We start from the raw sequence: 6,501 nt of genomic DNA, 5'->3' as shown, positions 1-6,501 counted from the left end.
GGCGGCTTTTGAACCTGCGGCGGCGGGGGAGAGGTGCGTACCGGAGGCTTTTGGGGCGGCGGTGGGAGCTGGAGACGGTCTTTGGTCTGCTGAAGGGGCCGATGGGGCTGGTGGGGGCGGNGGGGNGGGNACGGGGGCTGAAGGCGGTGGCCCTGCAAGTGGAAGCTTGGGTGATGGCCTGGAGCGTGGTGGCCCAGCTTCTTGGGCAGGCGGGTCTGCCCATCACCCGGGTGTTGCGGGCGGTGGCGTGAGGTGAGTACGCAGGTGAATATCCGAAAAGGGGGATATGTATCGCGCCCTACGATAAGCGCATGCTCATATCTAGAAACGCTAAACTGCCGAACCCCTCGGCCCTAAAGGTTTTCGTGGCGGTGGTGGAGGAGGGGGGCGTGGGGCGGGCGGCCCTGGCCCTAGGCATCACCCAGCCTGCGGTGAGCCAGTACCTGCGGGCCCTCGAGGACCAGGTGGGCCACCCCCTCTTTGAACGCCAGGGGCGGCACCTGGTCCTCTCCCGGGTAGGCCAGGCCCTCCTGCCCGAGGCCCGGCGGGTGGTGCAGGCCCTGGAGGAGTTCCAGCGGGTCTCCCAGGCCATGGGGCGGCTGGAGCTGGGGGAGGTGACCCTGGGGGCTTCCACCACCATGGCCACCTACGTCCTTCCCCCCTTTCTCAAGGAGTTCCACCAGGCCCACCCTGGGGTGCGGGTGCACCTGGAAAGCGGCTCCTCCGAGCGCCTGGCGGAAAGGCTCCGCATGGGGGAGGTGGAGCTGGCGGTGCTGGAGGGGGTGGAGCGCTGGGAAGGGTACGAGCGCCAGCTCTTCTACGAGGACGAGCTGGTGCTCATCGTCCCCCCGGAGCATCCCTGGGCCTCCCGGGAAACCGTGCCCCCGGACTGGCTCAAGGAGGAGACCCTGGTGGTGCGCAGGCCCGGCTCCATGACCTGGCGCGCCCTGGAACGGGCCTTTGAGCAGGCGGGGCTGGAGCTCAACCCCACCTTCTACACCGACAACAACGAGGTCACCAAGCGCCTGGTGCTGGCGGGAGCGGGGGTAGGCATCGTGAGCCGGGTGGTGGTCCAGCCCAACCTCAAGGTGGGCAACCTGCGGGCCCTGCGCCTTTCTGAGCCCGTGGGGGAGATCCGCCGCTACTTCTGGCTGGTCCACCCCAAGAGCGTGGCCAACCCCGCGGCCCAGGCCCTCATGGCCCTGCTGAAGGCCTGATGGGGGACAAGGCCCTAGTCCACGTCGTTCAGGAACTCAAACTCCCCGTTTTCCTCCAGAAACCGCTTCATGGCATAGGGGGAGCGCACCTGGCCCGCCTCGGCCAAAGGGCCTTCCATCCAGTGGGGCTTGGCCTCGGGAGGCGGGGCCTGGAAGCCGTAGAAGTAGTAGAGGGCCCAGTACCCGTGGGCGTCCTTGAGAACCACCGCGTCCCCGTAGCCGTCCTCCAGCACCTTGACCGCCTGCTTTTTGGCCTCTCCGTAGGGCAGTTCATCGTATTCCATGGCCCATCCCTCCTCTCACTTGGACTCGTTGACGAAAAGCAGGTAGCCGTTGGCCTCCAGCCAACGGGCCTGGTCGTAGGGGGCGGGGAAATCCCCGGGGGAGGGCTTGGGGCCTTCCACCCAGTCCGGGGTCTCCTCGGGGTCCGGGGCCCTGCGGCCCTGAAGGCCGAAGAAGTAGTAGAGGGCGTAATACCCCCCCTGGCCCAGGAGGACAAGCCCCTCCCCCACCCCGTCCACCAGCACCCGCACCGCCCTGGCCTCCGCCTCCCGGTAAGGAACCTCCCTCATCCTGCCTCCAAAAGCACCTGGAAGTCTGTGGTGATGCGGTCCTTGGCCTTGGGCCGGAACACGCCGTCGGCAAAGGCCACGTGCAGGGGGTGGTCCCGGTAGGTCTCCACCACCTCGGGGCCGACGAAGAGGACGGAAAGCCAGTAGCGGTAGCGGGCCCCGGGGGAAAGGGCCTCCCCGAAGCGTAGCCCCACCACCCCAGGGATGCGCAGGAGGACCTCCCTGGCCTCTTCCGCCATGGCCCGGGCCTCCTCCGGGCTTCCTTCCCAGTTGAAGAGGATCAGGTGCTCCACCACGCTCTCACCTCCTCCAGGTAGGCCAGGTCCACCACCACCCGCTCCCCCGCCCAGGGCCCCTGCAGGACCGGGGCCGGGGCGGAGGGCTCGCCCAGGTGGGGAAGAAGGGCGGTGGCCCGGCGGAAGTCCTGGCCCCGGGTGTAAAGGCTGGGGGTGGCCACCACGGGCAACCCCGCCCCCAAGGCCGCCAGGAGGCCGCTTTGCGAGTCCTCCACCACCACCCCTTCCCCCGGACCCAGGCCCAGCCGGGCCCGGGCCAGGAGGTAGATGCCGGGGTCGGGCTTTTTCCTGGGCACCACCTCCCCCGCCAGCACCAGGCTAAAGAAGGGGGAAAGGCCGGTGACCTCCAGGAAGAGCTGGGCACTTTCCGGGCTTGCGGTGGTGCAAAGGGCCAGGGGGATGCCCGCGGCCCTGGCCTCCTCCAGCAGGCGCCGGACCCCGGGCCGCAGGGCCACCCCCTGGGTGCGCAATAGCTCCGCAAACACCTCCCCCTTTTCCCTGTGGAGGCGGGCCACCTCCTCCGGGGTGAGGGACGGGCAGGCGGGGCACTCCGCCAGGGCCCGGGCCATGCGCTCCTTGCCCCCAGGGGTGGTGAGGAGGCGGGCGTAGGCCTCCTGGTCCCAGAAAAGGGGCAGGCCCCACCGGGCGAAGGTGCGGTTGAAGGCCTCCCGGTGGAACTCCTCCGTCTCCGCCAGGGTGCCGTCTAAGTCCAGGAGAAGGGCCTTCATCCCCACCATAGGCGCATCCGGGCCATGCTCAGCTCCCGCACCACCTCCTTGGCCACGGCCAGGCGGCCCAGGTAGTCCTCCGCCTGGGCCTCCGCCAGGGCCCGCCCCGCGGCCAGGGCCAGGTCGGCGTAGAGGTTTACCTTGCGGATGCCCCGGGCGATGAGCGCCCGGTAGTCCTCCGGGGAAAGCCCCGAGGCCCCGTGGAGGACCAGGGGCACGGGCAGGTGGGAAAGCCGTTCCAGGAGGGAGAGGTTCAGGCGCACCGGCCCCTTGTGCAGGCCGTGGCGGGTGCCCACGCTCACCGCCAGGGCGTCCACCCCCGTCTCCTCCAGGAAGCGGCGGGCCTCCTCGGGGTCGGTGTAGGCCACGGCCTCGAGGCCCACCTCCCCGCGGTAGCTCCCCGGCACCGCCCCCACCTCCCCCTCCACCGTGGCCCCGAAGGCCCGGGCCACCGCCACCGCCAGCCGGGTCTGGCGGATGTTCTCCTCCAGGGGAAGGCGGCTTCCGTCCAGCATCACGCTGGTAAAGCCCAGCCTAAGGGCCGCCACCACCTCCTCCAGGCTCTCCCCGTGGTCCAGGTGGAGGGCCACGGGGACGCGGGCCGCTTCCGCCAGGTGGCGGAGCCCCGGGGCCAGGGCGGGCAGGGAGGGCCCCCCCAGGTGGGGGGCCACGCTGAGGACCACGGGCAGGCCCAGGGCCTCGGCCCCCTCCAGCACCGCCTCCGCCCACTCCAGGGCCACCACGTCAAAGGCCCCCGCCGCCCGGCCCTTCTCCGGCAGAACCTCCCGCAAGGTGGCCAGCATCCCTACCTCCCAAACACCATCCCCTCCCCCCGCATCCCCAGCCAGCGGGGCACGGTGGGGTGGAGGTCCACCCGGGCGCACTCGGCCACGTCCCCCTCGAGGCCCACCCGCTCCAGGGCCCGGGCGGCCTCGGAGGCCTTCAGCACGGGCAAGGGGTGGTTTTCCGCCAGGAAGAGGGCCAGGTGGGCCATCTCCCCCCGGGGCTCCGCCCCCAGGGCCCTCAGGCGCTTTCCAATCACCCCGGCGGTGTAGAGGTCGTCCAGGCCGGGGCTCCCCTCCTTGCCCGCACAGACCAGGTGGACCTCCTCCCCCAGGCCCCGGGCCGCCAGGGCCACCGCCTGGGCGTTCTGCAAGGAGCCCAGGAGGATGTGGGGTAGCCCCAAGACGGCGTGCACCGCCCGGGTGCCGTTGGTGGTGGCCATGACCACCGTCTTGCCCTCCACCCCCGCCACCTCCCGGGGGGAGTTCCCCAGGTCAAACCCTCCGGGGGGCAACCCCCCCACCTCCCCCGCCAGCACCTCCCCGGGCTGCCGCAGGCGGCGGGCCGCCTCCACCGTGGGGGCCAGGACCAGGGCCCTGGCCCCGGCCTCCAGGTACCGGGCGGCGGTGGTGGTGGCCCGGATCACGTCCACCACGATGGCCACCCCCTGGCCCAGGGGAGTGGGAAGGGGATGAACGAAAAACCTCATAGCAGGGCTTCCAGGGCCTCTGCCACCCCCTCGGGGGTGAAGCCCAAGCGCTCGTAGACCTCGGGGTAGGGGGCGCTGGCCCCATAGCGGTCCAGGCCCACCACCTTTTGCGCGTAGCGCGCCCAGCCCAAGGAGACCCCGGCCTCCACCGCCAGCGTGGGCAGGCCCGGGGGGAGGACCGCCCGGCGGTACTCCGCGGGCTGGGCCTCAAAGAGCTCAAAGGAGGGCAGGCTCACCACCCGCACCCGCCGCCCCTTGGCCGCCAGAAGCTCCCGGGCCTCGAGGGCCAGGTGCACCTCGCTCCCCGTGGCCACGATCACCCCCTCGGGGTCCTCGGCGTCCGCCAGCACGTACCCGCCCCGCAAAAGCCCCCGGGCCTTCTCCGGGGGGAGGAGGGGAACGGCCTGGCGGGTGAGGACCAGGGCGGTGGGGCCTTCCCTGCGCCTGAGGGCCACCTGCCAGGCGTAGAAGGTCTCGTGGGCGTCCGCGGGGCGGATCACCCAGAGGCCCGGCATGGCCCGAAGACTCATGAGGTGCTCCACGGGCTGGTGGGTGGGGCCGTCCTCCCCCAGGCCGATGGAGTCGTGGGTGAAGACGAAGACCGTGGGGGTTTCCATGAGGGCCGCCAGGCGCAGGGCCGGGCGCAGGTAGTCGGAGAAGACGAGGAAGGTGCCCCCGTAGGCGCGGAAGCCCCCGTGGAGGTTCAGGCCGTTGAGGATGGCCCCCATGGCGTGCTCCCGCACCCCGAAGTGCAGGTAGCGGCCCAGGGGGTTCTCCCGGGAGAAGTCCGCCATGCCCTGGGCCTGGGTGTTGTTGGAGGGGGTGAGGTCGGCGCTTCCCCCCAGGAGCTCGGGCATGCGGGGGGCCAGGAGGTCCAGGGTCCTGCCGCTGGCGGCCCGGGTGGCCACGGGCTTGTCAAAGGCGGGGGGCTCTTGGAGAAGGGGGGGAAGCTCCCCCTTGAGGCGGCGGAGGAGCTCGGCGTGGAGCTCGGGGTACTCCCGGGCGTAGGCCTCCAGGGCCCTCTCCCAGGCCTCCTCCCAGGCCCTCCCCTGGGCCCGCAGGTCCATGTGGCGGTAGACCTCCTCGGGCACCTCAAAGGGGGCGTAGGGCCAGCCCAGGTTGCGGCGGGTGGCCTCCACCGCCTCCGGGCCCAGGGGCTCCCCGTGGGCCTTATGGGAGTCCTGCTTGGGGGAGCCAAAGCCGATGTGGCTCCGCACGGCGATCAGGGTGGGCCGCTCGTCCAGCTTGGCCAGCTTGATGGCGTGGCGGAGGGCTTCCAGGTCGTTGGCATCCTCCACCCTCAGGGTCTGCCAGCCGTAGGCCCGGTAACGGGCCAGGACGTCCTCGGTGAAGGCCAGGTCCGTGGGGCCGTCAATGGAGATGCGGTTGTCATCCCAGAAGACGATGAGCTTGGAAAGGCCCCAGGTGCCCGCCAGGGAGCTGGCCTCCCCCGAGACCCCCTCCATGAGGTCCCCGTCTGAGGCCAGCACGTAGGTGTAGTGGTCCACCACCCGGTGGCCGGGGCGGTTAAACTCCGCCGCCAGCTTCTTTTCCGCCAGGGCCAGCCCCACCGCGGTGCTGATGCCCTGGCCCAGGGGTCCCGTGGTGACCTCCACCCCGGGGGTGTGGCCGTACTCGGGGTGGCCTGGGGTCTTGGAGCCCCACTGGCGGAAGCGCTTCAGCTCCTCCAGGCTCAGGTCGTAGCCCGTGAGGTGGAGCACGGCGTAAAGGAGCATGGACCCGTGCCCCGCGGAGAGGACGAAGCGGTCCCGGTTGGGCCAGGAGGGGTTTAGGGGGTTGTGGCGCATCACCTCCCGGTAGAGGAGGTAGGCCAGGGGAGCCATGGCCATGGGCATGCCGGGGTGGCCGCTTTTGGCCTTCTCCACCGCATCCACGGCCAGGAAGCGGATGGCGTTCACGGAAAGGGTGACCAGGTCCTTGGTTTCCGTCATACTTCCCTCCAGGGTAGGTTCCCGTGAAGCCGGGCACAAGGCGAGGCCGGGCCTCCGGGGATAAAGGGTCGCTTATGCAAGCCGCCCCTACCCCCCGGGAAGACTATACCCAAGGCCGCGGGTTGCCTTGGGCCTTCGGGAGTGCTAGAATCCCTAGGGCGTGGGCGCCCGTAGCTCAGCAGGATAGAGCGGGGGCTTCCTAAGCCCTAGGTCGGGGGTTCGAATCCCTCCGGGCGCACCAAAA

8 protein-coding genes and 1 tRNA gene are annotated in these 6,501 nt (G+C 70.9%); 2 read left to right on the top strand and 7 right to left on the bottom strand.

Annotated features, from left to right (window positions below; genetic code table 11):
- Positions 1 to 311: 311 nt before the first annotated feature.
- Entirely contained in the window at positions 312 to 1,217 is a 906-nt protein-coding gene (locus tag B128_RS0107785) for a LysR family transcriptional regulator (RefSeq protein ID WP_026175119.1), read from the top strand.
- 14 nt (positions 1,218 to 1,231) lie between these two features.
- Here B128_RS0107785 and B128_RS0107780 read toward each other — a convergent pair whose 3' ends face one another.
- From B128_RS0107780 to tkt, 7 genes are read right to left on the bottom strand one after another with little or no spacing between them, the layout of a single operon-like run.
- On the bottom strand, positions 1,232 to 1,501 hold the full coding sequence (locus tag B128_RS0107780) for a hypothetical protein (RefSeq protein WP_018111720.1): 270 nt from the start codon (positions 1,499 to 1,501) through the stop codon (positions 1,232 to 1,234).
- A 15-nt stretch (positions 1,502 to 1,516) separates the two neighbouring features.
- Positions 1,517 to 1,789, bottom strand: coding sequence for a hypothetical protein (locus B128_RS0107775; RefSeq protein WP_018111719.1), 273 nt, complete (start codon positions 1,787 to 1,789; stop codon positions 1,517 to 1,519).
- Positions 1,786 to 2,085: a Dabb family protein gene (locus tag B128_RS0107770; RefSeq protein ID WP_018111718.1), complete on the bottom strand. Its 300-nt coding sequence runs from the start codon at positions 2,083 to 2,085 to the stop codon at positions 1,786 to 1,788. Before B128_RS0107770 ends, B128_RS0107775 begins: the two co-directional genes overlap by 4 nt.
- Entirely contained in the window at positions 2,070 to 2,813 is a 744-nt protein-coding gene (locus tag B128_RS0107765) for an HAD-IA family hydrolase (RefSeq protein ID WP_245537231.1), read from the bottom strand. Before B128_RS0107765 ends, B128_RS0107770 begins: the two co-directional genes overlap by 16 nt.
- A complete protein-coding gene (locus tag B128_RS0107760; protein ID WP_018111716.1) occupies positions 2,810 to 3,616 on the bottom strand; it encodes a class II fructose-bisphosphate aldolase in 807 nt (268 codons plus the stop codon). The genes B128_RS0107765 and B128_RS0107760 overlap by 4 nt, the downstream gene beginning before the upstream one ends.
- A gap of 2 nt (positions 3,617 to 3,618) precedes the next feature.
- Positions 3,619 to 4,305 (bottom strand): 2-phosphosulfolactate phosphatase, encoded by a 687-nt coding sequence (locus tag B128_RS0107755; RefSeq protein ID WP_018111715.1) that lies wholly within the window; start codon positions 4,303 to 4,305, stop codon positions 3,619 to 3,621.
- Positions 4,302 to 6,257 (bottom strand): transketolase, encoded by a 1,956-nt coding sequence (gene tkt / locus B128_RS0107750; RefSeq protein WP_018111714.1) that lies wholly within the window; start codon positions 6,255 to 6,257, stop codon positions 4,302 to 4,304. Before tkt ends, B128_RS0107755 begins: the two co-directional genes overlap by 4 nt.
- A gap of 164 nt (positions 6,258 to 6,421) precedes the next feature.
- Here tkt and B128_RS0107745 point away from each other — a divergent pair.
- A tRNA-Arg gene (locus tag B128_RS0107745) sits at positions 6,422 to 6,498 on the top strand.
- Positions 6,499 to 6,501 lie beyond the last annotated feature (3 nt).

The sequence above is a fragment of the Thermus igniterrae ATCC 700962 genome (assembly GCF_000376265.1).
Taxonomy (GTDB): Bacteria; Deinococcota; Deinococci; order Deinococcales; family Thermaceae; genus Thermus; species Thermus igniterrae.
Note: the sequence above shows the minus strand (reverse complement) of the source record. Positions and strands in the feature narration are given on the sequence as shown.